We start from the raw sequence: 22,794 nt of genomic DNA on the forward strand, positions 1-22,794 counted from the left end.
TGCTTGTCACTCATCTCTGAACTCCTTGTCGGTATTTTCAACAAGGGTTAAGAACTCCACTTTTCAGGGGCAACCTCATTGCCTGACGTCGTCCTGGGACTGCCTCGAATCAATGGTCCCTCGCCGCCTTGGCGTGGTCCGGGAAGTCGCTGAACACGCCGTCCACCCCCAGGTCGTAGAACAGCTTGTATTCGGCCTTGGGGTCGCCCTTGAAATCCGAGGCCAGGCGACGTGCCTCGCTGCGGAAGGTGTAGGCGTGCACGAACAGGCCGGCGGCGTGGGCGTTTTTCACCACGGCGGTGGGGGGCAGCATCACGCGGTCGCGCTCGTCGATCTTGCCGTCGCCGTTCAGGTCGTCGGGCTTGCCGTCGTTGTTGGCGTCCACCTGCTTCGAGGGGATCAGGTAGGGCTTCCAGGGGCCGATGCCGTCGGCGTAGGTCTTCACCTCCTTCAACCCCTCCGGCGTGAGCAGGCTGGCGAAGGTGCGCGGGTCGCCCGCCAGGGCGAAGTCGTAGGGCTTGTCGTAGGGCGCCACGAGCGACATGCTGCCGTCGGGCTTGACGTCGTCGGCATCCACCAGTTGCACCAGGCGCACCTGCGTCTTGGTGCGCAGGTACTTGAGGTTGGACACCTCGAACGACTGCACGATCACGGGCGAGGTCTTGCTGGTGTAGCCGTACTTGGCCAGCACGGCCAGCAGGCGGTCTTCGAGCTTGAGCCCCAGGTTCCCGTGGTAGGTGGGGTGCTTGGTTTCGGGGTACACACCCACGGTGCGACCCACGCGCGCGCCCTCGGTCTTGGCCAGGTCCAGCACTTCTTCGAGCGTGGGGATGGGGTACTTGCCGTTGTGGCTCTGGTCACGCTCGGCCAGCGGCTGAACGGCGCGCAGGGTCTTGATCTCTGCCAAGGTGAAGTCAGAAGCAAACCAGCCCTCCTCCTCGACGCCATCAACCACCTTCTTGGTCTTGCGCGCGGCAAATTCGGGGCGTTGGGCCACGTCGGTGGTGCTTGTGATGTTGGGCTCGTGGCGGGCGATCAGCGCGCCGTCCTTGGTGGCGACCAGGTCGGGCTCGATGAAGTCGGCCCCCAGTTCGATCGCCTTTTTGTAGCCTTCCAGCGTGTGGTCTGGCAGGTAGCCGCTGGCACCACGGTGGCCCAGCACCAGGGGCTTGTCGCCGGTGAGGGTGGGATACGCGTCGTCACCATCGCCGCCGCAGGCGGTCAGCAGCGCGATGGAGGCCAGCGCCAGCAGGCCGGCCTTGGTATGGAATGGGGACATAGGGGGTTTTCCTCCGATCAAAATCGCCCACTCTGCCGCCGCCCCGTGACAGCGGCGTGACCCCGCGCCACCGCACCAAAACAGATCGCATACCCGTACCAACGCACATTTTTCGTGCGTTCTTTGCACCGTATCAGGTATTCGTGCATAGCTTTGGTGCATTTTCCCATGTTCTTTTGGCATAATTTCGTGCTGCGGTGCCGCATCGCCCGCGTTTTTCCACCCACATAGGCCCTGATATGAAGTACGAGTCCGTAGGCAGCTTCCTGGAGCAGGTAGCACAGCGCAACCCCGGCCAGCCTGAATTCCTCCAGGCGGTCACCGAAGTGATGGAGAGCCTGTGGCCCTTCATCGAAAAGCACCCGCGCTATGCCGATCACGGCCTGCTGGAGCGCCTGGTGGAGCCCGAGCGCATCGTCATGTTCCGCGTGTCCTGGGTGGACGACCACGGCACGGTGCAAGTCAACCGTGGCTACCGCATCCAGCACAGCATGGCCATCGGCCCTTACAAGGGCGGCCTGCGCTTCCACCCCTCGGTCAACCTGTCGGTGCTCAAGTTCCTGGCCTTCGAGCAGACCTTCAAGAACGCGCTGACCACGCTGCCCATGGGCGGCGGCAAGGGCGGCTCGGACTTCGACCCCAAGGGCAAGAGCCCCGCTGAAATCATGCGCTTCTGCCAGGCCTTCGCCAGCGAGCTGTTCCGCCACGTGGGCGCCGACACCGACGTGCCCGCAGGCGACATCGGCGTGGGCGGCCGTGAGGTGGGCTTCATCGCCGGCATGGTCAAGAAGCTCAGCAACCGCGCCGACTGCGTGTTCACGGGCAAGGGTCTGTCGTTCGGCGGCTCGCTGATCCGCCCCGAAGCCACTGGCTACGGCACGGTGTACTTCGCTGACGAAATGCTCAAGACCCGCGGCCGCAGCTTTGACGGCCTGCGCGTGTCGGTCTCCGGCTCGGGCAACGTGGCGCAGTACGCCGTGGAAAAGGCCATGCAACTGGGCGCCAAGGTCATCACCGTGTCGGATTCGAGCGGCACCATCATCGACGAGGACGGCTTCACCCCCGAGAAGCTGGCCGTCCTGATGGACGTGAAGAACCACCACTACGGCCGCGTGAGCGACTATGCCCAGCGCACCGGCGTGAAGTTCGAGGCCGGCGTGCGCCCCTGGCATGTCAAGGTGGACGTGGCCCTGCCCTGCGCCACGCAGAACGAACTGGACGAGAACGACGCCAAGACGCTCATCCAGAACGGCGTGCTGTGCGTGGCCGAAGGCGCCAACATGCCCTCGACCATCGAAGCCGCCAAGGCCTTCGAGGCCGCAGGCGTGCTGTATGCGCCCGGCAAGGCATCCAACGCCGGTGGCGTGGCCACCTCGGGCCTGGAAATGAGCCAGAACGCCATGCGCCTGAGCTGGACGGCTGAAGAAGTGGACAACCGCCTGCTGATGATCATGCAAGGCATCCATGCCGCCTGCCTGAAGTATGGCAAGCGTGCCGATGGCTCGATCAGCTACATCGACGGTGCCAACGTGGCCGGTTTCGTGAAGGTGGCCGACGCCATGATCGCCCAGGGCGTGATCTGAGCGTCCCGCACGCACCAACGGCAAAGGGGCTTCGGCCCCTTTTTTTGCGCCCGGCTTGCGCGCCCGCATCTGGTACGCTCAAACGGATATGTCTGCCCGCTCCGATTCCGCCCCTCCCGCAGCCGCCCCGCCCGTGGCCGTGTCCCAGGGACTGGCCATCGTGGTGCTCGCGCTGCTGCTGTCCATCCAGCCCGTCACCACCGATCTGTACCTGCCCGCCCTGCCCGCGCTCACGCGCGACCTGGGCGCCAGCGTGGCGACGGGGCAGCTCACGCTCAGCGCGCTGCTGCTGGCGTTTGGCTGCTCGCAACTGGTGTGGGGGCCGCTGTCCGACCGCTTTGGCCGCCGCCCAGTGCTGCTGGCGGGGCTGTGCATCTACACCGCTGCGTCCCTCGCCAGCGCCTTCGCGCCGTCCATGGCGCTGCTGATCGCCTGGCGCGCCGCGCAGGGCGCGGCCATGGGCGCGGTGGTGATGTGCGCGCGCGCCATCGTCCGCGACCTGTACACCCCGCTGGCCGGGGCACGCGCCATGTCCAAGGCGCTCACCGGCCTGGGCCTGGTGGCCTGCCTGTGCGCGCCACTGGGCGGGCTGCTGACGGTATGGCTGGGCTGGCGCGCGGCGCTGCTGGCGCTCACCGCCTACGCCGTGGCCACGCTGGCCCTGGTGGCGCTGCGCATGCCCGAGACGCTGGCCCGGCCCAACCCGCAGGCCCTGCAGCCCGGCATGCTGCTGCGCACCTGGGGCACCGTGCTGCGCCACCCCACGTTCTGGGCGTTCTCGCTGCTGACCACGGCGGCCTATGGCGGGCTGTTCACCTTCCTGGCGGCGTCCTCATTCGTGTTCATCGAGGTGCTGGGCCTGTCGCGCACGCAATACGGCTGGGTGCTGCTGTCCACCGCGCTGGCGTACTTTGTGGGCACCTTCGTCTGCCGCCGCCTGCTGGCACGCCACGGCCTGCGCCGCACGGTGGCACTGGCAGGTGGCCTGAGCCTGGGCGGCTGCACGTTGATGGCGCTGGTGGCCTGGATGGGCTGGCACCAGCCCTGGGCGTTGCTGGCGCCGTTCTACCTGTTCATGCTGGGGCACGGCATCCACCAGCCCTGTGGGCAGACGGGCGCCGTGGGGCCGTTTCCGCAGGCGGCGGGCGTGGCCTCTGCACTCAATGGTTTCATGATGATGCTGGCCGCCTTTGCCATTGGCGGCTGGGTAGGTACGCACCTGGACGGCACGGTGTGGCCGCTGGTGCATGGGGTGTGGTTCTGGTCCGTGCTGCTGGCCGCCATCGCCTGGACATTGGTACAGAAATTTGGAGAACCGCGTGAGCCGCGTGAACCCCGTTGATGCCCCGCAAGCCATTGCCCTGGCAGGCCCCACGGCCTCGGGCAAGACCGCTGGGGCCCTGGCCCTGGCCGCCGTGATCGGCAAGCGCATGCCGGTGGAGATCATCAGCGTCGATTCCGCCCTGGTGTACCGGGGCATGGACATCGGCACCGCCAAGCCCACAGCGCAGGAACTGGCCTGCGTGCCCCACCACCTGATCGACATCCGCGACCCGCTGCAGGCCTACAGCGCCGCCGAGTTCGTGCAGGACGCCACCCGGCTCATTGCCGACATCCGCGCGCGCGGCGCGCTGCCGCTGTTGGTGGGCGGCACCATGCTGTACTTCAAGGCGCTGCTGGACGGCATCGACGACATGCCCGCTGCCGACCCCGCTGTGCGCGCCCAGCTCGAAGCCCAGGCCGCCGCGATCGGCTGGCCCGGCATGCACGCCGAGCTGGCGCGCGTGGACCCGGTCACCGCCGCCCGCCTGGCGCCCGGCGACAGCCAGCGCATCCAGCGCGCACTGGAGGTGTGGCAGGTGTCGGGCCGCCCGCTGTCGAGCTTTCACACTATCAAAACAATAGCTGACAGCGCAAGTCCCATAAGCGCTGGAGCCCTTTTTTCATTGGAACCCGACAACCGGACCTGGCTGCACGAGCGCATCGCCCAGCGCTTTGACGCCATGCTGGCCGCAGGCTTTGTGGACGAGGTGCGTGCCCTGCGCGCGCGCGGTGACCTGCACGCCGACCTGCCATCGATGCGCTGCGTGGGCTACCGCCAAGTGTGGGAGGAACTGGACTTTCAGGCCACGCGCCCCGAGGGCACACCATTGAACACCGCCCTGCTGCGCGAGCGCGGCATTGCCGCCACGCGGCAACTCGCCAAGCGCCAGATCACCTGGCTGCGCGGCATGCCCCAGCGCCACACCATCGCCTGCGACCGGCCCACCGCTGTGGCCGACCTGGTGCACGCCGTGCTGGCACGGCTGGACGGCAGCACACCATGAGCCTGCTGGTGGTGGACGGCCTGGCCAAGCGCTACGGCGAGGCCACGGTGTTCGAGAACGTGCACCTCACCGTTGCGCCGGGTGAATTTGTCGCCATCGTGGGTGATTCGGGCGTGGGCAAGTCCACCCTGCTCAACTGCATGGCGGGGCTGGACCACTGGGATGCCGGGCGCATCGTGCACGGCGGCACCGACCTGGGCTTGCTGGACGACGCCCAGCGCGCCCTGTGGCGCCGTGCGCAGGTGGGCTTTGTGTTCCAGGCCTTTCACGTGCTGCCGCACCTGGACGTGGCGCAGAACGTGGCCCTGCCGCTGATGCTGCTGGGCCGCCCCGATGCCGCACGGGTGCAAGCCATGCTGGACGCCGTGGGCCTGCAGGGCCTGGGCCCACGGCTGCCGCAGCAGCTCAGCGGCGGGCAGTTGCAGCGCGTGGCCATCGCCCGCGCCCTGGTGCACCGACCCGGCCTGCTGCTGGCCGACGAGCCCACCGGCAACCTCGACCCCAGCACGGCGGCGCGCGCAATGGAGGTGCTGGTGGCGCAGACGCGCGAACAGGGCGCGGCGCTGGTGCTGGTCACCCACTCCGCCAGCGCCGCAGCACGCGCCGACCGGGTGCTGCGGCTGCGCAGCGACGGGATCGGCTGACCGCCCAGCGGCTCAAGGCTCCAGGCGTAGGGCCCGCTGCACCCCGTTTTGGTGCAGCACCACGGCACGCACCTCGCCACTGGGGTAGCGCTCAAACTGCAGTTCGGCGCGAATGCTGTCGTAGCCAAAGCGATCGGGCTGGCCAAGCACGGGGTACACGGTGAACCGTGGCTGAGATCCCAGGCGCACCTGCAGACGCCCATCCTGAACCTGCACATCGAACACCGCGCCACCCGCCAGACGATAGCGCCCCCCATAGGGCGCCAAGGCCTCGTCGGACACGGGCGCATCCAGCGCCAGCAGCGACTCCTGCACCTGCACGGCCTTCAGCCGCACACCAAAGCGCTCGTAGTGCACCGTGGCAGGCCCGGCACCATCGCGAACAAAGCGGAACTGCCGCCCCGTCGCGGGCTGGGTGAAACGGCCCTCACCAGGCGCGCCCCACACCTGCAGCGGCTCGAAACGGCCGCCGCTGGCGCGGCTGTGCAACTGGCCGTCACGCACCACAAATCCGAAGGTCAGTTGTGGCGAAGCGCGGTTCGTGCCCACATGCTGGTCAATGGCATCGCCCGGCACAGCAGGCCGCCCCTCGGGTGCGGGGTGGCGCATGCGCAGCAGGGGCGCCATCACGTCCGATTGCAGTGCACGCGCATTGCTCATCAAGGCGATGACTGCCTCCCCACTGTCGAGCGCCAGCAACCATACCGCACGGTATCCCCCGGTGCCACCGCCATGCAGCCAGGTCTGCTTGCCGCCCTGGTCGCGCAGCATCAACGCATAGCCTATCGGCGCACCCTCATGCTCCGCCAGAACCGTGAACATGCGCTCTGCCGCAGGGCCGAGCGGCCCTTCGCGCCCCGCCAACAGAGCGCGGCTGAACAACAGCATGTCTGCCGTGGTGGACCGCAGTGCTCCCGCTCCGGCCAAAGCGTCAAAGTCCCAAGACGAGACGACCTGCTCGCCTTCATGCGGCACCGCAAGGCGCGACGCCTTGTCACCCAGTTCCTGCACCGTGTCGTACATGCCAAGCGGCGCGGTAATGCGCTCGCGCACCAGTTCGGCCCACGGCCTGCCGTAGCGCACGGACAGCAGCTCGCCCAGCACGCCAAAGCCCCAGTTGCTGTAGCTGCTCTGGCAGGGTGGCGCCTGGACCAGCCGCGCCTGGGCCAAGGACGCCCACAGCCGCACGCGGTCATAGCGTTGGTAGGGGTTGGCGGCGTCGTAGCCTGCACGAAAGAAATCGCCTGGCAACCTGGCCAGACACGACGTATGCGTGACCAGCTGGCCAAGCGTGATGGCCGCAACGCGCGGTGGCAGATCGGGTAAGGCCTGGCCCTGCAACAGACGGCCCACGGTGTCGTCCAGAGACAGCTCGCCGCGCTCCACGGCCTGAGCCAGAAGCAGTCCGGTAAAGACCTTGCTGATCGATCCCACCTCAAACAAAGCCTGTGCAGGCGCGGCCTCCACACGGTTGCGGGCGATGCCATAGCGCGCCTGCCCCTGGCGCAACACGCCCACTTCGGCGACACCCCTCTGGCGCCCAAGCCCTGCAACGGCCAGGGCATCGGCAGGGCTGGCCCAATCCAGGCCATCCCGAATCGATGTGGCGGCATCGGGCGCATCGGTTTGCGAGAAAGCTGGGAGCGCCCAAACCGAGCAGCACCCCAGCACGGCAACCCATGCCCAGCGCCCCGTCAAGCTCCATCTGTCCATGCGCGGCCCCTGTCAGCACCGCAGCGGGCGCCGTGGGCAGCATGGTGCCACAGGGCTGTGGCTTACTCGATGTTGAGCCGCTGTGAGCTGTTGTTCAACTTCTTGGGCAGGGTGAGCGTGAGGATGCCGTTGTCGTACTTGGCCTTGGCCTGGGCGGCGTCGATGTCGGCGGGCAGCTGGAAGCTGCGGGCCACCGAACCGTAGTAGCGCTCGGAGCGCAGCACCTTCTCGCCCTCGGTCTTCTGGTCGAGCTGGCGCACCTCGGCGCGCAGGCTCACCACATTGCCTTCGACGGACACATGGATGTCTTCCTTGGGCACGCCTGGCACCTCGGCCTGCACGGTGTAGCCGCCCTCGGTTTCCTTCACGTCCACCTTGATCTGCGAGGGCGCAGGCAGGCTGTCGCCATGCAGCGGGCGCACGTAGAAGCCGGGCGCAATGTCCTTGAAAAAGTCATCGAACAGGCTGCCGCGCGATACGAGAGAGTTCATGGTCAAGCTCCTTGTCACTACAGGTTGGGAGGGTTTGCGAAGGGGCCGCTGGTGCAGCGGCTTCTGGTTTCCAGTGTGGGATCGGTGGTGCCTGTTTTCAAGGGCCAACCCCACGGACTGCACAGGGCACATTCCGCCCGCACAATGCGCCCGATGTGGACCTTGCTGCGCACCTTCTCCTGGCAGGAACTGCGCCACCACCCCTGGCGCAGTGCGGCGGCCGTGGTGGCGGTGATGCTGGGCGTTGCGCTGGCGTTTGCCGTGCAGCTCATCAACAGCTCGGCGCTCGATGAATTTGCCCAGGCGGTGCGCAGCGTCAACGGCCAGCCCGACCTGGAGGTGCGCGCCATGCAGGGCGCGCTGGATGAGGCCCTGTACACCCCCTTGGCCACGCACCCCCAGGTGCGCCAGGCCAGCCCGGTGCTGGAGCTCACCGCCATGGCGCGCAGCGCCAGCGGCGGCACCGCTACCCCGCTGCGCGTGCTGGGTGCCGACGCCCTGGTGCTGCCCGGCATGGCCCCCGCCCTCATGCCCCGGCCCTGGGATGGCAGCCAGCGGTTTGCGCTGTTCGAGCCCGCCACCGTGTTCCTCAACGCGGCGGCATTCCAGGCGCTGGGCCTGCCCACGCAGGCGGCACAGCCCGCCCCCACACTGGTGCTGCAGGCAGGCAGCCAGAGCCATGTGGTGCGCGTGGCTGGCAGTGTGGCAGCCGGTGGCAGCGCCCTGGCCGTGATGGACCTGGGCGCCGCGCAAGACCTGTTCGGGCGCGGCGGCGCGCTCAGCCGCATCGACCTGCGCCTGCAGCCCGGCACCGACCGCAGCGCCTTCGCGCAGGCGCTGCGCAGCCAGCCCTGGTGGCCCGCCCACGCCATGGCGGTGCAGCCGGGGGATGCCGCCGAGCGCATCAGCCTGCTGTCGCGCGCGTACCGCGTCAACCTCACGGTGCTGGCGCTGGTGGCCTTGTTCACAGGGGCGTTTCTGGTGTTTTCGGTGCTGGCGCTGAGCGTGGCACAGCGCGCGCCGCAGTTTGCGCTGCTGGCGGTGCTGGGTGCCACGCCAGGGCAGCGGCTGGCGCTGGTGCTGCTCGAATCGGGCCTGCTGGGGCTGGCGGGCAGCGTGGCAGGCATCGCCCTGGGCACGCTGCTGGCCCAGGCCGCGCTGCACCTGCTGGGCGGCGACCTGGGCGGAGGCTACTTTGCCGGTGTGCAGCCCGCGCTGCGCTGGAGCACCGCCACCGCCCTGCTGTACGGCAGCCTGGGCCTGGTGGCGGCGCTGGCGGGCGGCTGGTGGCCCGCACGCAACGCGCAAGCCCTGCCCCCAGCGCAAACCCTCAAGGGCCTGGGCCAGGCGGCCAGCGCGCCCAACCGGGCCACCGCTGGCCTGGCGCTGCTGGCTGCCGCCACACTGCTGGCACTGGCCCCACCGATTGCGGGCGTGCCGGTAGCAGCCTACCTGTCGGTGGGGCTGCTGCTGGTGGGTGGCATGGCGCTGCTGCCCTGGGCCGTGGCCCTGCTGCTGCGTTTGTTGCACCCGTTGGCGGCATCCCGCGCCTTGCCCCTGTTGGCACTGGAACGCGCGCGGCGCATGCGCGGCAGCGCGGCCATCGCCATTGGCGGCGTGGTGGCCAGCCTGAGCCTGGCCGTGGCGCTCACCGTGATGGTGGCCAGCTTTCGCGGCTCGGTCATGCAATGGCTGGACGCCGTGCTGCCCGCGCCGCTGTACCTGCGCTCGTCGCTACAAGTTGCCGGGGGCGATGCCGCCCTGCTGCCCGCCACACTGGCGCAAGACGTCGCCCGCCTGAGCGGCGTGCAGCGTGTGGAGCCCCTGCGCGCCAGCCCGGTGCAACTGGATCCGGCACGCCCCGCCCTCACGCTGCTGGCCCGCCCCCTGGGCAGCGACCCCGCCCAGCGCCTGCCGCTGGTGGACGCCGCGCTCCCCGTACCGCCGGGGCGCGTGGGCATCTACATCAGCGAGGCGGTGGTGGACCTGTACGGCCTGCAGCCTGGCATGGACTGGCCTGCACTTTCAAGGTCTTTTAGGGCTCCAGGGCAAGAGGGAAAAGCGCAAGCAGCTCCTTTTTCTATAGCAGGCGTGTGGCGCGACTATGCCCGCCAAAGCGGCGCCGTGGCGCTGGACCAGGCCGACTACGAGCGCCTGACCGGCGACGCCCGCCCCACCGACCTGGCCCTGTGGCCCCAGCCCGGCACCGACAGCGCCGCGCTGCGCCAGGCCATCGAAGCACTGGCGCCCGGCGTCGAGGACGGCACACCCCGGCTCGAATTCGTCTCGGCCGATGCCATCCGCGCCCGATCGCTGCACATCTTCGACCGCAGCTTCGCCGTCACCTACTGGTTGCAGGCCGTGGCCATTGGCATCGGCCTCTTCGGCGTGGCGGCCAGCTTTGGCGCACAGGTGCTGGCGCGGCGCAAGGAATTCGGCCTGCTCGCCCACCTGGGCCTCACGCGCCGCCAGATTCTGGCCGTGGTGGCCGCCGAAGGCGCCGCCTGGACAGGAGTGGGCACGGCCGCCGGCCTGCTGCTGGGCCTGGCCGTATCGGTGGTGCTGGTGCATGTGGTGAACCCGCAGAGCTTCCACTGGACCATGGATTTGCGGGTGCCGCTGGGGCGGCTGCTGGCGCTGTGCGCTGCCGTGGTGCTGGCGGGCACGGTGACGGCCTGGGTGGCCGGGCGGGCGGCTGCGGGGCGGGATGCGGTGTTGGCGGTGAAGGAGGATTGGTAGGTCCAGACTGCCGGGGTCTTTCCGATTGACTGCTATTGGCCAACCGGCTAGCGTCCAACATTCATCAACAAAGAAAGGGTCAGCGATGTACCTCCACCGTGCTCTCCTCTGTGCTGCACTGCTCGCGAGCAGCAGCTACGCTGCGGATACTTCTGTGTCCAAGGATGAATTCGAAAAGATCATTGCTGCTCCCTTCAAGGTCACCAACATCAAGAGTGGCCTGGTTGTTGAAATCCATTTGAAGGCTGACGGTTACGCCACTGCCAGTCAAGGCTACAACGACGTCGGTCCCTGGCGCCGCCAAGGCGATGCCGGGTACTGCGTGCGTTGGAACAAACGCAGACTTGACGATCGCTGTGTCAGCTTCGTCAAGCAGGATGGAAAATACGCCGTCACAGAGCCGAATGGCGAAGTTGCCTGGTGGCTGGAAAGCGCTCAGTAACGGCGCCCACCACCCCACCCAGCCGCCGATACCTGGTGGGTCAGGGGCTGCGGCGGGCTGCGACAATCTGGCGCATGAAGCATCAGCCCCTCGCACCCTTTGCCCCATCTTCGGATGCGTGCACTTCTTCCCATTGGCTCCACGAAGCGATCGCCCGCATCGAAGCCGATTACCAACGCAGCGCCGATACCCACCTGATCCCGCTGCGCCTGCCGGCCTTTGAGCACAGCGGGATCGACCTGTACCTCAAGGACGAATCCACCCACCCCACGGGCAGCCTCAAGCACCGGCTGGCGCGCTCGCTGTTCCTCTATGCGCTGTGCAACGGCTGGGTGCGCGAGGGCTCGACCATCGTCGAGGCATCAAGCGGCTCCACGGCAGTGAGCGAGGCGTACTTTGCGCGCCTGCTGGGCCTGCCCTTTGTGGCGGTGATGCCGCGCAGCACCTCGCCCGAGAAGGTGGCGCAGATCGAGTTCCATGGCGGGCGCTGCCATTTCGTGGACGGCGCGGGCGCGGTGTACGACGCCGCCCGCGAAGTGGCTGCGCAGACCGGCGGGCACTACATGGACCAGTTCACCTACGCTGAGCGCGCCACCGACTGGCGCGGCAACAACAACATTGCTGAGAGCATGTTCACGCAGATGCAGCGCGAGCGGCACCCCGTGCCGCGCTGGATTGTGGTGGGCGCGGGCACGGGGGGCACCAGCGCCACCATAGGTCGCTATGTGCGCTACCAGCGCCACGCCACGCAGGTGTGCGTGGCCGACCCGGCGGGCTCGGTGTTCAGCGCCTACCACCGCACGGGCGACGCCACGCTCACGGCGCCGGGTTCGCGCATCGAGGGCATTGGCCGCCCGCGCGTGGAGCCGAGCTTCATCCGCACGCTGGTGGACCGCATGGTGGAGGTGCCCGACGTGGAGTCGGTGGCCGCCATGCGCGCGCTGTCGCAACTGCTGGGGCGGCGCGTGGGGCCGTCCACGGGTACCAACTTTGTCGCCATGCTGGCGCTGGCGCACGAGATGCGCGCGCGCAGCGAGCGGGGCTCCATCCTGTCGCTGCTGTGTGATGCGGGCGAGCGCTACCTGCCCACCTACTGCGACGCGGACTGGGTGGAGCGCAGTTTTGGCGACTGCACGGCGGCGCAGCAGAAGATCGACGCTTTGCTGACCTGATCCTGCCATGCCCCCCGCCCTCACCGCCACGCCGCCCAGCCTGCGCCGCAGGACGCTGGCCCTGGGCTTGGGTGCGCTGGGGCTGTGGCCCGGCGCTGCGCCGGGCTTGAGCGCGCGACGGCTGGAGTTCCCGCGCGACCATGGCAGCCACCCCGAGCTGCGTACCGAGTGGTGGTACATGACCGGGCACGCCCAGACGGCGGGGCGGCTGTGGGGGTTTCAGGTCACGTTTTTCCGCTCGCGGGTGGATGGCACGCAGGGCCTGCGCTCGGCGTTTGCGGCCAAGCAGTTGCTGTTTGCGCACGCGGCCATCACCGATGTGGCCCATGCCAGGCTGCACCACGACCAGCGCATTGCCCGCGCCTGGCCGGGCCTGGCCGAAGCCAGCGAGGCCGATACTGGGCTGCGGCTGCAAGGCTGGTCGCTCACCCGCAGGGCACTGGGCCAGGGCAGCCGCTACACGGCGCGGGTAGAGGGCGACACGCTGGGCCTGCACCTGGAATGCGACACCACCCAGCCTGTGTTGTTGCAGGGCCGCGAAGGCCTCTCGCGCAAGGGCCCCGAGGCAGTGCAGGCCAGCCACTACTACAGCCAGCCCCAATTGGCCGTGCAGGGCGAGTTGGTGCTGGGCGGCCAGCGCTGGCGCATCGCCCCCGGCCAGGGCCGCGCCTGGCTGGACCACGAATGGAGCGAGGCCCTGATGCACCCCCAGGCCGTGGGCTGGGACTGGATCGGCATGAACCTGCACGACGGCGCGGCGCTCACGGTATTTCGGCTGCGCCGGGCCGATGGATCGGCGCTGTGGGCGGGCGGCTCCTGGCGGCCTGCCGGGGGTGCGGTGCAGGTGTTTGACGAAGGCAGCGTGGCCTTCACCGCGGTGCGGCACTGGACCAGCCCGCACAGCGGTGCGCGCTACCCGGTGCAATGGCGGGTGGAGACGCCCGCCGGACGCTTTGAGGTGCGCGCCCTGGTGGACGACCAGGAGCTGGACAGCAGCGCTTCGACCGGCGCCATTTATTGGGAGGGCCTGTCGGATCTGCACGACGCCTCGGGCCAGTCGGTGGGCCGGGGGTACCTAGAGATGACGGGCTACGCCCGCGCATTGCGGTTGTAGGAAGCCTGCACCGACGGCCCGAGCGGCCTACACTGGCAGGCTATGTCGTCTTCTCCGAACCCACGCGAGGTGCAAGGCAAGGCCCGCTCGCTCAGCGGCCTGCTGCCCTTTTTGCGCCCCTACCGCACGCGCATGCTGTTGGCCTTGGCTTTTTTGCTGCTGGCAGCGGCGGCCACGCTGGCGTTTCCGCTGGCGCTGCGCACCCTGATCGACGGCAGCCTGGCCGCCAGCGACCGGGGCGCCCAGGCCATGGCCTTGCGCGGTAACTTTGGTCTGCTGTTTGCCGTGGCCGTGGCCTTGGGGCTGTTCACCTCGGTGCGCTTTTACCTGGTGAGCTGGCTGGGAGAGCGCGTGACCGCCGATCTGCGCAACGCCGTGTACGCCCATGTGCTGCGCCAGAGCCCTCAGTTTTTCGAGACCACGCAGACGGGCGAGGTGCTTTCACGCCTGACCACCGACACCACGCTGGTGCAGACGGTGGTGGGCTCGTCACTGTCCATGGGCCTGCGCAATGCGGTGGTGGGTGGCGGGGCCGTCATCATGCTGGTGTGGACCAATCCACGCGTGATGGGCATCGTCATCCTCATGCTGGTGGCGGTGGTATTGCCCGCGCTGTGGATTGGCAGGCGGGTGCGCAAGCTCTCGCGGGCCAGCCAGGACCGGGTGGCCGACTCCAGCGCCATTGCGGGCGAAATCCTGAATGCCACCCCGGTGGTGCAAAGCTACACCGCCGAGGACCGCGAAACGCAGCGCTTTACGCAGGCCACACAACATGCCTTTGACACGGCGGAACGGCGCTCACGCACCCGCGCGATGCTGGTGGCGTTCATCATCATTGCCAATGCGGGGCTGCTGCTGTGGGGCCTGTACCGTGGCACCCAGGCGGTGCTGGCAGACCAGATGAGCGCTGGCCACCTGGGGCAAACGGTGGTGTACGTGATGCTGCTGGCCAGTGCCGCCGCCGTGCTGGGAGAGGTGTACGGCGACCTGCTGCGCGCCGCCGGGGCCACCGAGCGGCTCATGGAACTGCTGGCAACCCAGTCACCCGTGCGCGAGCCCGCCCAGCCGCTGGCCTTGCCCGACACCGGGCGGGGGCTGGCGGTGCGGTTTGAGCATGTGGATTTCCACTACCCCTCACGCCCCACGCAGGCAGCGCTGCAGGGCTTCGATCTGGAACTGCAGCCCGGCGAAACCGTGGCCCTGGTGGGCGCCAGCGGGGCGGGCAAGACGACGGTGTTCCAGTTGCTGCAGCGCTTTTACGATGTCGATGCTGTACCGCCCCAAGCGCCCGAGGGCAGCGGCCGCATCTGCGTTGAGGGCATTGATCTGCGCCACCTCTCTCTGCAGGCGCTGCGTAGCCGCATCGGCACGGTGCCCCAGGACCCGGTGATCTTTTCAGCCAGTGCCATGGACAACATCCGTTACGGCCGCCCGGACGCGAGCGACGACGAGGTGGTGGCCGCAGCACGTGCTGCGTTTGCACACGACTTTCTCAGCGCGCTGCCCGACGGCTACAACACCTTTCTGGGCGAGCGCGGCGTGCGCCTGTCGGGCGGCCAGCGCCAGCGCATCGCCATTGCACGGGCATTGCTCAAGAACCCACCATTGCTCTTGCTGGACGAGGCCACCAGCGCACTGGACGCCGAGAGCGAGCGCATGGTGCAGGCGGCGCTCGACAGCGCGCTGCACAGCCACAAGGGCCAGCGCACGACGCTGGTCATTGCGCACCGTCTGTCCACCGTGCAGAACGCCGACCGGATCGTGGTGATGGAGCACGGCCGGATCGTCGAACAAGGCACCCATGCCGAACTGCTGGCGCGCGGTGGAGTGTATGCGCGCCTGGCGGCGCTGCAGTTTGCGGCTTGAAAGGCCCCAGGGGCTGCTCGCCGCCCGCTCAGTGCAGGGTGTCGGTCGCCGTGGCAGGCAGCGCCAGCACGGGGATGCCCTCTTCCAGCAACTCCAGGGTCTGGGCCGGGCTGGCCTGGCCACGGATGGGCCGTTCGGGGCTGTCGCCACGGTGGATGCTGCGCGCTTCCTGGGCAAAGCGCTCGCCCACGTCCTCTGACTTCGCAACGACCTGGCGTGCCCATTTCAGCCAAGCAGCCTGCACGCTGGCAAGCAGCCCGTCGGGCACATCGGGGGCATGGGGGGCTGGGGCGGACTCTTGCGGTGTCACACCGGTGGGAGGACGCTCCTGCATCGCACTGCGCTGGATGCGGGGCGCACTCAAGGTCTTGCGGATCTGGCCATCCCCACAGACGGGGCACTGGAGCAAGCCGCGCACCAGCTGCCCCTGAAAATCCTCTTCATTGGCAAACCAGCCTTCAAAGGCATGGTCATGCGCACAACGCAAGTCCAGCACTTTCATGGGTGTGTTGCCCCAAAGATGCGATCAGCGCCTGCGAAGCAGGTAGCGGTACACGAAACCGGGAAATGCCAGCGTCAGGAAGAGTGCCGCCGTAATGGCAAAGAACTCCCAGCCCTGAGGGGCCACCTGCCCCACCCGTCCTTCCAGGACATAGGCCAGCCCGCCCACCGCGAAGTACAAGACCAGCAACTCGGCCAAACGCAGCCACAGTGGCTTGCCGGGCACGCGCACCGGGCCCAAGGCCAGGACGCGCTGATTGAAGAAAGGCAGATTGGCGGCCACGCAGGCCGCCACGATCACAATCCAGATGAAGCTGTCTTGCATCTTCTGGCGGGCAAGCTCAGGAAGCCAGCGAACGCATGATGGCGTCTGCGCACAGCGACATCAGACCACCGGGCAAGATGCCCAGAATGAGCACCAGCGCACCGTTGAGCGTGAGAACCATCCGCACGTCCAGCGGCGCAGACACAGTGGTGGCGGTCAGTGGCTCATCAAAGTACATGACCTTGACCACACGCAGATAGTAGAAGGCGCCAATCAAGGACATCAGTACGGCAAACACGGCCATGGCGATATATGCCGTCTGGCCCGAGGCCAGCAGGGCCTGCAGGACCGCCAGCTTGGCATAGAAGCCCACCAAGGGCGGGATGCCGGCCAGCGAGAACAGGCACACCGCCAGCACGCCGGCATACAGCGGGCTGCGCTGGTTCAGGCCAGCCATGTCAGCAATCTCATCGCTCTCGAAGCCCTCGCGCGCCAGCAGCAGGATCACGCCGAAGGTGGCCAGCGTCGTCAGCACATAGGTGACGATGTAGAACATCGACGCGGCATAGGCGGCTTCAGCCGTGGAAGCGTCCACGTGCCCACTGACGACACCCGACATCAGGCCCAGCAGCACGAAACCCATTTGTGCAATGGTGGAGTAGGCCAGCATGCGCTTGAGATTGGTCTGTGCGATGGCCGCCAGGTTGCCCACCAGCAACGAGCCAATGGCCAGCACAGCCAGCATCTGTTGCCAATCCCGGGCCAGCGGCAGCAGGCCATCGACCAACAGACGAATCACGATGGCAAAGGCGGCGAACTTGGGCGCACCAGCAATCATCAGCGTAACGGCCGTGGGGGCGCCCTGGTACACGTCAGGTACCCACATATGGAAAGGCACTGCACCCAGCTTGAACGCAAGCCCGGCCACGATGAAGACCACGCCGAACACCAGCACCTGGTGACGCAGCTGGCCAGAATCGATGGCCTTGAAGACTTCGCCGATATCCAGCGAGCCCGTCGCACCGTATAACATGGACAGGCCATACAGCAGGAAGCCGCTGGCCATGGCACCCAGCACAAAGTACTTCATGGCAGCCTCGGTGGCCACGGCATTGTCTCGGCGCATGCCCACCAGCGCATAGCCGGAGAGCGTGAGCAGCTCCAGACCCAGGTAAATGATCAGGAAGTTGTTGCCACCGATCATGATGAACATGCCCAGCAGCGAGAACATGGCCAGCACAAACATCTCGCCACCGCGCAGCATGCTGCGATCGGCGGCATAGGGGCGGCTGTACACCAGGGTCACCATCATGGCCACCGTGGCAAAGCACTTGAGCCAGTTGCCCATGGCATCGCTCACCACCATGTTGCCAAAGCCGTAGAAGGTGTTGCCACTGCTGGCATACACGCCCTGCAGCACGGCCACCACCGCCAGTGTGAGCATGCTCAGCACGTAGGTTGCCGTGCGCTGCGGGCTCTTCACGCCCAGGTCCACCAGCGCGATCACGCAGGTCATGACCAGCAGAACGATCTCCGGGTAAATCGCCAGCCAACTGATGTTGTCAATCATCTCGGGTCTCTCTGTTCGGTCAGGTCAGTTCAGCTTGCTCAAGGCCACATGGCGCAGCAGTTCGGCCACGGATGCATCCATCACGTCCGTGAACGGGCGTGGGTACAGGCCCATGTACAGCACGGCAATGGCGAGCAGCGCCATGACGAAGAATTCACGGCTGCCGATGTCGAGCAAGGCACGGACGTTGGCGTTGCCCACCGGGCCCAGGTACACGCGCTTGAACATCCACAGGCTGTAGGCAGCGCCCCAGATCAAGGCCGTGGAAGCCAGCAGGCCCACCCAGAAGTTGGCCTGCACGGCACCCAGGATCACCATCCACTCGCCCACGAAACCGGCCGTTCCCGGCAGGCCGCAGTTGGCCATGGTGAACAACAACACGTAGGCAGAGAACTTGGGCATGGTGTTGACCACGCCACCGTAGGCAGCAATGTCACGCGAATGCACGCGGTCGTAGAGCACGCCGATGGAAAGGAACATGGCCGCCGAGACAAAGCCGTGCGCAATCATCTGCACGATGCCGCCGGACACACCCAGGCCGTTGAAGATGAAGAAGCCCAGGGTCACAAAACCCATGTGCGCCACCGACGAGTAGGCCACCAGCTTCTTCATGTCCTTCTGGACCATGGCGACCAGGCCCACGTAGATCACGGCGATGAGCGACAGGGCAATCATCAGCCATGCCCATTCACGCGAGGCGTCGGGTGCAATGGGCAGCGAGAAGCGCAGGAAGCCGTAGGCACCCAGCTTCAGCATGATGGCCGCCAGCACCGCAGAACCACCCGTGGGCGCTTCGACGTGCACGTCGGGCAGCCACGTGTGCACAGGCCACATGGGCACCTTGACGGCAAAGGCCGCAAAGAAGGCAAAGAACAGCAGCGTTTGCGCCGTGCGGCTCAGTGGCAGCTGGTGCCAGGTGGCAATGTCGAAACTGCCGCTGGACTGGTTGTACAGGTAGATCAACGCCACCAGCATGAGCAGCGAGCCCAGCAAGGTGTAGAGGAAGAACTTGAAGGCGGCATAGATCTTGTTCGGCCCCCCCCAGATACCGATGATCAGGTACATGGGGATCAGGGTGGCCTCGAAGAACACGTAGAACAGCATGCCGTCGAGGGATGCGAACACACCGATCATCAGCCCCGACAGGATCAGGAAGGCGCCCATGTACTGATACACGCGCTCGGTGATGGATTCCCACGACGCAATCACCACGATCACCGTGATAAATGCCGTGAGCGGCACGAACCAGAACGAGATGCCATCCACACCGAGGTGATAGTGGATATTGAAGCCCTCAATCCACACGGCCTTCTCGACGAACTGCATCGCCGCAGTGCCCAGCTTGAAGCCTTCATAAAGCGGCAAGGTCACAGCAAACCCGATCAGAGCACCGATCAGGGCCAGCCAGCGGACAGCGCCCGCATGCTTGTCACTGCCAAAGGCCAGCAACAGCGCACCGAACGCGATAGGCGTCCAGATAGCAAGACTCAACAAACCCATTTTTGTTGTTCTCCTACTTGTTGAGCAAGACGAAGTACGTCATGAGCACGAAGATGCCCAGGATCATCACCAGCGCGTAGTGGAAGACGTAACCCGTCTGCACCTTGCGCACCAGACCGGCAACCCAGCCCACGATCTTCCAGGAACCATTGACCAGCGTGCCGTCGATCACGGCCTGGTCGCCACCCTTCCAGAGCCCCACGCCCAGCGCACGGGCACCACGGGCAATCACGTTCTCGTTGAACCAGTCCATGTAGTACTTGTTTTCAAGCAACGTGTGCAGCGGCTGGAACATGCGCTGGATAGCCGCAGGCAACGCTGGATTGACCATGTACATGTAGTACGAAGCAGCCACGCCCGCGACCGCAAGCCAGAAAGGCAGCGTCTGCAGACCATGCAAGGCCATGGCCACCGGGCCGTGGAAGATTTCTGCCAACTTGGCCATGGCCGGATGCCGCACCGCATCGACAAAGATCACGTCCTTGAAGAAATCACCAAACAGCATGGGCTGGATGGTCATGTAGCCGATCACGACCGAGGGAATGGCCAACAGGACCAGTGGCACTGTCACCACCCAGGGCGACTCATGCGGAGCATGGTGGTCATCATGGCCGTGGTGGCCATGGTCGTCATGGTGGTGCGCATCGGGGTTCTGGTCATAGCGCTCCTTGCCATGGAAGACCAGGAAGTACATGCGGAACGAATAGAAGGCGGTGATGAACACACCTGCCAGCACCGCAAAATGCGCAAACCCGGCCGCCGGCAACTGGCTGAAATGCACAGCCTCGATGATGCTGTCCTTGGAGTAAAAGCCCGAGAACAGCGGCGTACCGATCAGGGCCAGCGAACCCAGCAGCGACGTGATCCAGGTGATGGGCATGTATTTGCGCACCCCACCCATCCAACGGATGTCCTGGTTGTGGTGCATGCCCATGATCACCGAGCCAGCGCCCAGGAACAACAGCGCCTTGAAGAACGCGTGGGTCATCAGGTGGAACACTGCCACCGAGTAGGCCGATGCACCCAGAGCCACCGTCATGTAACCCAACTGCGAGAGCGTGGAGTACGCCACCACGCGCTTGATGTCGTTCTGGATGATGCCCAGAAAGCCCATGAACAACGCGGTGATGGAACCAATGACCAGAATGAAGTTCAGAGCAGCATCCGACAGCTCAAACAGCGGCGACATGCGCGCCACCATGAAGATGCCGGCCGTCACCATGGTGGCGGCGTGGATCAGCGCAGAAATAGGCGTGGGGCCTTCCATCGAATCGGGCAGCCAGACATGCAGCGGGAACTGCGCCGACTTGCCCATGGCGCCGATGAACAGGCAGATGCAGATCACGGTGATGAGCATGACGTCCTGGCCCATCACGTACCAAGGGAACTCGATCATCCCCAACTGCGTGGCCTTGGCAAAGACCTCGCCGTAGTTCAGTGTGCCAGTGTAGGCTGCAATCAGGCCGATGCCCAGGATGAAGCCGAAGTCACCTACACGGTTGACCAGAAAGGCCTTCATGTTGGCGAAGATGGCCGTGGGCTTGTTGAACCAGAAGCCGATCAGCAAATAGGACACCAAGCCCACTGCCTCCCAGCCGAAGAACAACTGCAGCAGATTGTTGCTCATGACGAGCATGAGCATGGAGAAGGTGAACAGAGAGATGTAGGCAAAGAAGCGGTTGTAGCCTTCGTCCTCTTCCATGTAGCCGATGGTGTAGATGTGCACCATGAGCGACACGAAGGTGACCACGCACATCATCATGGCGGTAAGGCTGTCGATCAAAAAGCCCACCTCCATCTTGAGTCCGCCGACCACCATCCAGGTGTAGATGGTCTCGTTGAAACGCGCGCCATCCACGGCCACGCTCTTGAGCGTCATTGCCGACAGGATGAAGGCGACCAGCACCCCGAGGATGGTAAGACTGTGGCTCAGGCGGCGACCGATCCAGTTGCCGCCGAAGGTCGTGCCGAAGATGCCCGCCAGCGCGGCGCCCACCAGTGGCGCGAGCGGAACGGCCAGGAGCGTTGAAGCAGAAAGGGTTTGACTCATTGTGGAGAACCTTGGCTTTCGGAGACTCAACCCTGGAGGGTGTCGAGGGATTCCGCGTCGATGTTGGCCTTGTTGCGGAACAGCAGCACCAGGATGGCCAGACCAATGGCCGACTCAGCCGCCGCCACGGTCAGGATGAAGAACACGAACACCTGTCCGTGCATATCACCCAGGTAATGCGAGAAGGCTACGAAGTTCATGTTGACGGCCAACAGCATCAGTTCAATGGCCATCAGCAACACAATGAGGTTGCGGCGATTCATGAAAATGCCGACCACGGCCAGGGCGAACAGCATGGCGCCCAGCGTCAGAAAATGTCCCAGTGTGGGCGTCATGCTTTCTTCTCCTCGGCATTGGCGGCTGGCTCAGGTACCGGAGCCTGGCGTGTGGCAGCCATCTTGACGACCGTCAGACGGTCCGCGGCACGCACATGCACCTGCTGCGACGGATTGATGGTCTTGGTGTCTTTGCGGGTACGCAGGGTCAGGGCAATGGCAGCAATCATGGCCACCAAAAGGATGACGGCAGCGATTTCCACCGGATAGAGGTACTTGGTGTACATCAGCTCACCCAGGGCCTTGGCATTGGAAACCACGACCGGTTGGCCCGCCGCATCCAGCACAGCGGCCACGGCCTTGGGCTCCTCCATGCCACGGAAGCCGCCCATAAGCACTGCCGCCATTTCCAGGGCAACGAGTGCACCAATGGTGGCGGCCAGCGGGAAATGCTTCCAGAAACCCTGGCGCATGCCCTCGACATCCACGTCAAGCATCATCACCACGAAGAGGAACAGCACCATCACCGCACCCAGGTACACCAGCACCAGGGCAATGGCAAGAAACTCTGCCTTGAGCAGCAGCCACAGGCCTGAAGCCTGGGAAAAAGCCAGCATGAGGTGCAGCACCGCGTGCACCGGGTTGCGGGCGCTGATGACCCGGAAGGCTGCGTACAGCAGCACGACCGAGAACAGATAGAAAAAACCAGTCTTGGCGTCCATGAATCGGTTCTTTGTAGTGGTCTGCCGCGTCAGCGGTACTGGGCGTCCGCAGCCTTGGCGGCAGCGATGTCGCCTTCGAAGCGGTCTCCCACGGCCAGCAGCATTTCCTTGGTGAAGTAAAGGTCGCCGCGCTTTTCGCCGTGGTATTCAAAGATGGAGGTCTCCACGATGGAGTCCACCGGGCAGCTTTCTTCGCAAAAACCGCAGAAAATGCACTTGGTCAGGTCGATGTCATAGCGCGTGGTGCGACGTGTGCCGTCCTCGCGCACATCCGACTCGATGGTGATGGCCATCGCGGGGCACACGGCCTCGCACAGCTTGCAGGCGATGCAACGCTCTTCGCCGTTTTCATAGCGGCGCAGGGCGTGCAACCCCCGAAAACGGGGCGACAGCGGTGTTTTTTCCTCAGGGTACTGGACGGTAACCTTGCGGCGCAGGGCGTAGCGCCCGGTCAGGGACATGCCCTTGACCAGCTCGACCAGCAGAAAGCTCTTGACGAAATCGCGGAGCGAAAAAGAAGCAGCAGCAACGGAAGCCATGG

The 22,794-nt window shown here is 65.9% G+C and carries 20 protein-coding genes; 9 read left to right on the forward strand and 11 right to left on the reverse strand.

Annotation, left to right across the window (positions count from 1 at the left end; genetic code table 11):
- Positions 1-109: 109 nt before the first annotated feature.
- Positions 110-1,279 carry a glycerophosphodiester phosphodiesterase gene (locus tag MJ602_RS14335; RefSeq protein WP_243021516.1) on the reverse strand — a complete coding sequence of 390 codons (1,170 nt, stop codon included), beginning with the start codon at positions 1,277-1,279 and terminating at the stop codon, positions 110-112.
- Positions 1,280-1,518: 239 nt separating this feature from the next.
- Between MJ602_RS14335 and gdhA the strand changes: the two genes are divergently transcribed.
- From gdhA to MJ602_RS14355, 4 genes are all read left to right on the forward strand, one after another.
- Positions 1,519-2,862, forward strand: coding sequence for an NADP-specific glutamate dehydrogenase (gdhA, locus tag MJ602_RS14340; RefSeq protein ID WP_243021517.1), 1,344 nt, complete (start codon positions 1,519-1,521; stop codon positions 2,860-2,862).
- Between the two features lie 88 nt (positions 2,863-2,950).
- Positions 2,951-4,204: a multidrug effflux MFS transporter gene (locus MJ602_RS14345; protein WP_162016555.1), complete on the forward strand. Its 1,254-nt coding sequence runs from the start codon at positions 2,951-2,953 to the stop codon at positions 4,202-4,204.
- Positions 4,182-5,189: a tRNA (adenosine(37)-N6)-dimethylallyltransferase MiaA gene (gene miaA / locus MJ602_RS14350; RefSeq protein ID WP_243021518.1), complete on the forward strand. Its 1,008-nt coding sequence runs from the start codon at positions 4,182-4,184 to the stop codon at positions 5,187-5,189. Before MJ602_RS14345 ends, miaA begins: the two co-directional genes overlap by 23 nt.
- Positions 5,186-5,833, forward strand: a complete 648-nt coding sequence (locus MJ602_RS14355; protein WP_243021519.1) for an ABC transporter ATP-binding protein — start codon at positions 5,186-5,188, stop codon at positions 5,831-5,833. The genes miaA and MJ602_RS14355 overlap by 4 nt, the downstream gene beginning before the upstream one ends.
- Before the next feature lie 12 nt (positions 5,834-5,845).
- Here MJ602_RS14355 and MJ602_RS14360 read toward each other — a convergent pair whose 3' ends face one another.
- Both MJ602_RS14360 and MJ602_RS14365 read right to left on the reverse strand, forming a co-directional pair.
- A complete protein-coding gene (locus tag MJ602_RS14360) occupies positions 5,846-7,546 on the reverse strand; it encodes a serine hydrolase (RefSeq protein ID WP_243021520.1) in 1,701 nt (566 codons plus the stop codon).
- 62 nt (positions 7,547-7,608) lie between these two features.
- Complete coding sequence (locus tag MJ602_RS14365) at positions 7,609-8,037, reverse strand: Hsp20/alpha crystallin family protein (RefSeq protein WP_162016558.1); 429 nt, start codon at positions 8,035-8,037, stop codon at positions 7,609-7,611.
- A gap of 153 nt (positions 8,038-8,190) precedes the next feature.
- On the opposite strand from MJ602_RS14365, the gene MJ602_RS14370 reads away from it, so the two are divergent.
- From MJ602_RS14370 to MJ602_RS14390, 5 genes are all read left to right on the forward strand, one after another.
- Complete coding sequence (locus MJ602_RS14370) at positions 8,191-10,776, forward strand: FtsX-like permease family protein (RefSeq protein WP_423246715.1); 2,586 nt, start codon at positions 8,191-8,193, stop codon at positions 10,774-10,776.
- A gap of 85 nt (positions 10,777-10,861) precedes the next feature.
- Positions 10,862-11,218, forward strand: a complete 357-nt coding sequence (locus tag MJ602_RS14375; RefSeq protein WP_162016560.1) for a hypothetical protein — start codon at positions 10,862-10,864, stop codon at positions 11,216-11,218.
- Positions 11,219-11,292: 74 nt separating this feature from the next.
- A complete protein-coding gene (locus MJ602_RS14380; RefSeq protein WP_243021522.1) occupies positions 11,293-12,390 on the forward strand; it encodes a PLP-dependent cysteine synthase family protein in 1,098 nt (365 codons plus the stop codon).
- Between the two features lie 7 nt (positions 12,391-12,397).
- Entirely contained in the window at positions 12,398-13,504 is a 1,107-nt protein-coding gene (locus tag MJ602_RS14385; RefSeq protein WP_243021523.1) for a lipocalin-like domain-containing protein, read from the forward strand.
- Between the two features lie 42 nt (positions 13,505-13,546).
- Positions 13,547-15,370: an ABC transporter transmembrane domain-containing protein gene (locus tag MJ602_RS14390; protein WP_243021524.1), complete on the forward strand. Its 1,824-nt coding sequence runs from the start codon at positions 13,547-13,549 to the stop codon at positions 15,368-15,370.
- Positions 15,371-15,398: 28 nt separating this feature from the next.
- Here the strand turns inward: MJ602_RS14390 and MJ602_RS14395 are convergent, their stop codons facing one another.
- Genes MJ602_RS14395 through nuoI form a run of 8 tightly spaced genes read right to left on the reverse strand, consistent with a single transcriptional unit; the run spans position 15,399 to position 22,792 of the window.
- A complete protein-coding gene (locus tag MJ602_RS14395; RefSeq protein WP_243021525.1) occupies positions 15,399-15,872 on the reverse strand; it encodes a DUF1178 family protein in 474 nt (157 codons plus the stop codon).
- 24 nt (positions 15,873-15,896) lie between these two features.
- Complete coding sequence (locus MJ602_RS14400; RefSeq protein WP_243021526.1) at positions 15,897-16,196, reverse strand: DUF2818 family protein; 300 nt, start codon at positions 16,194-16,196, stop codon at positions 15,897-15,899.
- 16 nt (positions 16,197-16,212) lie between these two features.
- Entirely contained in the window at positions 16,213-17,706 is a 1,494-nt protein-coding gene (gene nuoN / locus MJ602_RS14405; RefSeq protein WP_243021527.1) for an NADH-quinone oxidoreductase subunit NuoN, read from the reverse strand.
- A 24-nt stretch (positions 17,707-17,730) separates the two neighbouring features.
- Positions 17,731-19,206 (reverse strand): NADH-quinone oxidoreductase subunit M, encoded by a 1,476-nt coding sequence (locus MJ602_RS14410; protein ID WP_243021528.1) that lies wholly within the window; start codon positions 19,204-19,206, stop codon positions 17,731-17,733.
- Between the two features lie 13 nt (positions 19,207-19,219).
- Positions 19,220-21,256, reverse strand: a complete 2,037-nt coding sequence (gene nuoL, locus MJ602_RS14415) for an NADH-quinone oxidoreductase subunit L (RefSeq protein WP_243021529.1) — start codon at positions 21,254-21,256, stop codon at positions 19,220-19,222.
- Positions 21,257-21,282: 26 nt separating this feature from the next.
- Positions 21,283-21,591, reverse strand: coding sequence for an NADH-quinone oxidoreductase subunit NuoK (gene nuoK / locus MJ602_RS14420; RefSeq protein WP_162016569.1), 309 nt, complete (start codon positions 21,589-21,591; stop codon positions 21,283-21,285).
- Entirely contained in the window at positions 21,588-22,253 is a 666-nt protein-coding gene (locus MJ602_RS14425) for an NADH-quinone oxidoreductase subunit J (protein ID WP_243021530.1), read from the reverse strand. Before MJ602_RS14425 ends, nuoK begins: the two co-directional genes overlap by 4 nt.
- 29 nt (positions 22,254-22,282) lie before the next feature.
- Positions 22,283-22,792 carry an NADH-quinone oxidoreductase subunit NuoI gene (gene nuoI, locus MJ602_RS14430; protein ID WP_162016571.1) on the reverse strand — a complete coding sequence of 170 codons (510 nt, stop codon included), beginning with the start codon at positions 22,790-22,792 and terminating at the stop codon, positions 22,283-22,285.
- Positions 22,793-22,794: the final 2 nt, after the last annotated feature.

This window comes from Simplicispira sedimenti, assembly GCF_022760965.1.
Classification (GTDB): domain Bacteria; phylum Pseudomonadota; class Gammaproteobacteria; order Burkholderiales; family Burkholderiaceae_C; genus Simplicispira; species Simplicispira sedimenti.

Bases quoted from the DNA above. Each gene is read 5' to 3' on its own strand.
- nuoI (WP_162016571.1), bottom strand. From the start codon at position 22,792: ATGGCTTCCGTTGCTGCTGCTTCTTTTTCGCTCCGCGATTTCGTCAAG.
- MJ602_RS14345 (WP_162016555.1), top strand. From the start codon at position 2,951: ATGTCTGCCCGCTCCGATTCCGCCCCTCCCGCAGCCGCCCCGCCCGTG.
- MJ602_RS14365 (WP_162016558.1), bottom strand. From the start codon at position 8,037: ATGAACTCTCTCGTATCGCGCGGCAGCCTGTTCGATGACTTTTTCAAG.
- MJ602_RS14390 (WP_243021524.1), top strand. From the start codon at position 13,547: ATGTCGTCTTCTCCGAACCCACGCGAGGTGCAAGGCAAGGCCCGCTCG.
- MJ602_RS14410 (WP_243021528.1), bottom strand. From the start codon at position 19,206: ATGGGTTTGTTGAGTCTTGCTATCTGGACGCCTATCGCGTTCGGTGCG.
- MJ602_RS14335 (WP_243021516.1), bottom strand. From the start codon at position 1,279: ATGTCCCCATTCCATACCAAGGCCGGCCTGCTGGCGCTGGCCTCCATC.
- MJ602_RS14380 (WP_243021522.1), top strand. From the start codon at position 11,293: ATGAAGCATCAGCCCCTCGCACCCTTTGCCCCATCTTCGGATGCGTGC.
- nuoK (WP_162016569.1), bottom strand. From the start codon at position 21,591: ATGACGCCCACACTGGGACATTTTCTGACGCTGGGCGCCATGCTGTTC.
- MJ602_RS14400 (WP_243021526.1), bottom strand. From the start codon at position 16,196: ATGCAAGACAGCTTCATCTGGATTGTGATCGTGGCGGCCTGCGTGGCC.
- gdhA (WP_243021517.1), top strand. From the start codon at position 1,519: ATGAAGTACGAGTCCGTAGGCAGCTTCCTGGAGCAGGTAGCACAGCGC.
- MJ602_RS14370 (WP_423246715.1), top strand. From the start codon at position 8,191: ATGTGGACCTTGCTGCGCACCTTCTCCTGGCAGGAACTGCGCCACCAC.
- MJ602_RS14385 (WP_243021523.1), top strand. From the start codon at position 12,398: ATGCCCCCCGCCCTCACCGCCACGCCGCCCAGCCTGCGCCGCAGGACG.
- MJ602_RS14425 (WP_243021530.1), bottom strand. From the start codon at position 22,253: ATGGACGCCAAGACTGGTTTTTTCTATCTGTTCTCGGTCGTGCTGCTG.
- MJ602_RS14355 (WP_243021519.1), top strand. From the start codon at position 5,186: ATGAGCCTGCTGGTGGTGGACGGCCTGGCCAAGCGCTACGGCGAGGCC.
- MJ602_RS14360 (WP_243021520.1), bottom strand. From the start codon at position 7,546: ATGGACAGATGGAGCTTGACGGGGCGCTGGGCATGGGTTGCCGTGCTG.
- MJ602_RS14375 (WP_162016560.1), top strand. From the start codon at position 10,862: ATGTACCTCCACCGTGCTCTCCTCTGTGCTGCACTGCTCGCGAGCAGC.
- nuoN (WP_243021527.1), bottom strand. From the start codon at position 17,706: ATGATTGACAACATCAGTTGGCTGGCGATTTACCCGGAGATCGTTCTG.
- MJ602_RS14395 (WP_243021525.1), bottom strand. From the start codon at position 15,872: ATGAAAGTGCTGGACTTGCGTTGTGCGCATGACCATGCCTTTGAAGGC.
- nuoL (WP_243021529.1), bottom strand. From the start codon at position 21,256: ATGAGTCAAACCCTTTCTGCTTCAACGCTCCTGGCCGTTCCGCTCGCG.